The 2,896-nt window shown below is 72.7% G+C and carries 1 protein-coding gene; it reads right to left on the bottom strand.

The features are described from left to right. Window positions 1–2,896: AMP-binding protein (locus IEY89_RS39970; protein WP_189152426.1), on the bottom strand; the 2,896-nt coding region annotated here is incomplete at both ends.

Genomic DNA, 2,896 nt, shown 5'->3' with positions numbered 1-2,896 from the left:
CGCCGCGTCCAGCACATACACCCGCATGTTCGGCAACGGCCGACCGATCGGGACGACGTCCCGCCCCACCGCCTCCCGCACCGGGAAGACCGTCGAACCGACCGACGCCTCCGTCGGACCGTACTCGTTGACGAGTCGTCCCGGGCCGAGGATCTCCAGCGACCGGTCGGCGGTGGTACCGGGCAGCGCCTCGCCGGCGACCACCGTCACGGCGGCCAGGTCGTCCGCCTGCTCGGTGGTGAGTTGCGCGGCGAGCAGGTCGAGGTGTCCGGGCGTCAGCTTCACGAAGCTGTAGGGCGCACCGGCCAGCAGTGCACGGCCCAGCTCCGCGGGAGCAGTGTCCTGCGCCACCGCGAACACCCGCTGACCGGTGACCAGCGGTCCCCACAGGTTGGGGACGACCAGGTCGAAGGCGACCGAGGAGAAGAGCGGGGCACCGCCCGTACCCCGGGACGCCAGCTCCCGTGCCGCCCACGCCACATGATTCGCCAGACCCCGGTGCGCAACCTCCACCCCCTTGGGAACACCCGTCGAACCCGACGTGAACACCACGTACGCCAGCCCGTCCGGATCGTCCGTACGCACCGGCGCCGACACCGGCAGTGCACTGGCGTCCTCGTCGGCGAGCAGCACCGTGATGCCGCAGAACCGGTCCGCGTACGGCTCGGTCGTGATCGCCGTCGGGGCGCCCGAGGTCGCCACGATGGAGGCGACGCGCTCCGCGGGACAGGAGGGGTCGACGGGAACGTACGCGCCGCCCGCCTTCCACACCGCGAGCAGCGCCGCGATCAGGTCGGGACCCCGGTCCAGCTGGACCGCGACCCGGGTCTCCGCGCCGACACCGCGGGCCCGCAGCGCGTGGGCCAGCCGGTTGGCCCGGGCGTCCAGCTCCGCGTAGGTCACCGTGTCGGGTCCGAGGGTCACGGCCGGTGCGTCCGGGACGCGGGCGGCCTGCTCCTCGAACCGCTGGAGCACGGAGGCGGATCCCTGCTCGTACGCCGTGTCGTTCCATTCGGTCAGCTGCCGCTCGCGCTCCTCGGCCGGCAGGGGCGCGACGCGGGCATCGGCCGCGGGGTCCCGCACCATCGCGGACAGCACCGCCGTGTACAGGGCGGTCAGCCGGTCCGTGTTCGCCCGGGACAGGGCGTGGGTGTGCGTGGTCAGCAGCAGATACCCGGAGACCGCCGACACCGCCAGGTCGAACTCGGTCGCGCCCTCGGCGGAGCTGCCGCCGACGTCGACGCGTTCGGTGTCCACGTGGTCGAAGTCCTGGTAGCTGAAGCGGACGTCGAGCAGGCGCTCCGCCCCGGCGTCGCGCTGGATCGCGGGCATCGGGTAGCGGCGGTGTTCCCACATGCCCGCCTCATGGGCGAAGACCTCCCGGACGAGTTGCTCCCAGGTGCGGTCGCGGTCCGCGTCGAAGGTGAACGGCAGGGTGTTGAGATACATGCCGTAGACCCGGTCGGCGCCCGGTGCCTCGGGGCGGGCGCTGAAGACGAGGCCCGAGTGGAAGCGGTTCTCCTCGGTGAGCAGGCTGAGCACCTTCAGGTGGGCGGCGAGCAGCACGCTCTTGACCGAGGCCCGGGCCCGCGTCGCCAGGGCGCGCAGTCCCGGCTCGAACTCCCGCAACTCCACCGCGGCCCGGTACCGCTCGCGGTCGGCGGTGCGGTCACCCGCCCAGGCCGTCGGCAGGCGGAAGCGCGCGTACCCGCCGGTGACCGCGGCCCAGTACGCCCGGTCCCGCTCGGACTCCAGCGACTGCAACTCGGCGGCGACGAAGTCCGCGTACCGCACGGCGGGCGCGGGCACCGGGGACGGCCGGCCGCCCTCGCGCAGCCGCCGGTACTCGTCGAGCAGTTCCATCAGCAGGGCCCGGTGGCTCCAGCCCTCGGTGATGGCATGGCACACGGTCACCCCGAGCCGCCAGCCGTCGTCCTCGATGTGCGCGGTCATCCGCAGCAGCGGCGCCCGCTCCAGGTCGAACAGGTCGGCGCGCTCCCGGGCGAGGAACTCCGCGACGGCACGGAGCCGTCCGGCCTCGTCCAGGTCCCTGAGGTCCTGCACGGTCACCGGTATCACGGCCTCGGCATGCACCACCTGCAGCGGTCGAGCGTAGCCATCCAGGTGGAAGGAGGTCCGCAGCATCTCGTGGCGGGCCGTGACCACCTGGGCGGCGACGCGCAGTGCCTCGGCCGAGAACGGTTCCGACTCCGTGATCCGGAACGACGACACGTTGTGGTATGCGTGCTTCGTGCCGTCGGCCAGCATCTCCAGGACCATGCCAAGCTGCACCTGGGTCAGCGGATAGGCGTCCACAGCGTCGCCCGGCAGCCGCTCCCGGTCCTCGGCCGCGATCAGCGCGAACCGCTCGACGGGCCTGTCGACCTCGGTGCGGGCGGGCCGCCCGGTGAGGAACTCGCTGAGCTCGGCGACCGTACGGTGCTCGAAGACGTCGCGCACGCCGACGTCGTACCCGGCCGAGCGCAACGCGCCGACGAGGGCGACGGCGCGGATCGAGTGGCCGCCGATCTCGAAGAAGCCGTCCTCGACTCCGACCCGTTCCAGGCCCAGCACCTGGGCCCACACCTCGGCGATCCGCTCCTCGGTCACCGTGCGCGGGGCGACATGACCGTCGCCCGGCTCCTCGGCGGCGTCCGGGACGGGCAGGGCGCGGCGGTCGACCTTGCCGTTGGCGTTGAGCGGCAGCGCCTGCAGGACGACCAGGGCAGAGGGCACCATGTAGTCGGGCAGGCGGTCGGTCAGATGCGCTCGGACCGACTCCACTGACGCCTCGGCCGGCGCGTAGTACCCGGTCAGCTCGCCGTCGTGGGCCGTCACGAATGCCTCGTGGACGGCGGGGTGTTGGATCAGTACCGTCTGGATCTCACCGAGTTCG

Origin of the sequence: Streptomyces lacrimifluminis (genome assembly GCF_014646095.1) — a bacterium.
GTDB lineage: Bacteria > Actinomycetota > Actinomycetes > Streptomycetales > Streptomycetaceae > Streptomyces > Streptomyces lacrimifluminis.
Note: the sequence above shows the minus strand (reverse complement) of the source record. Positions and strands in the feature narration are given on the sequence as shown.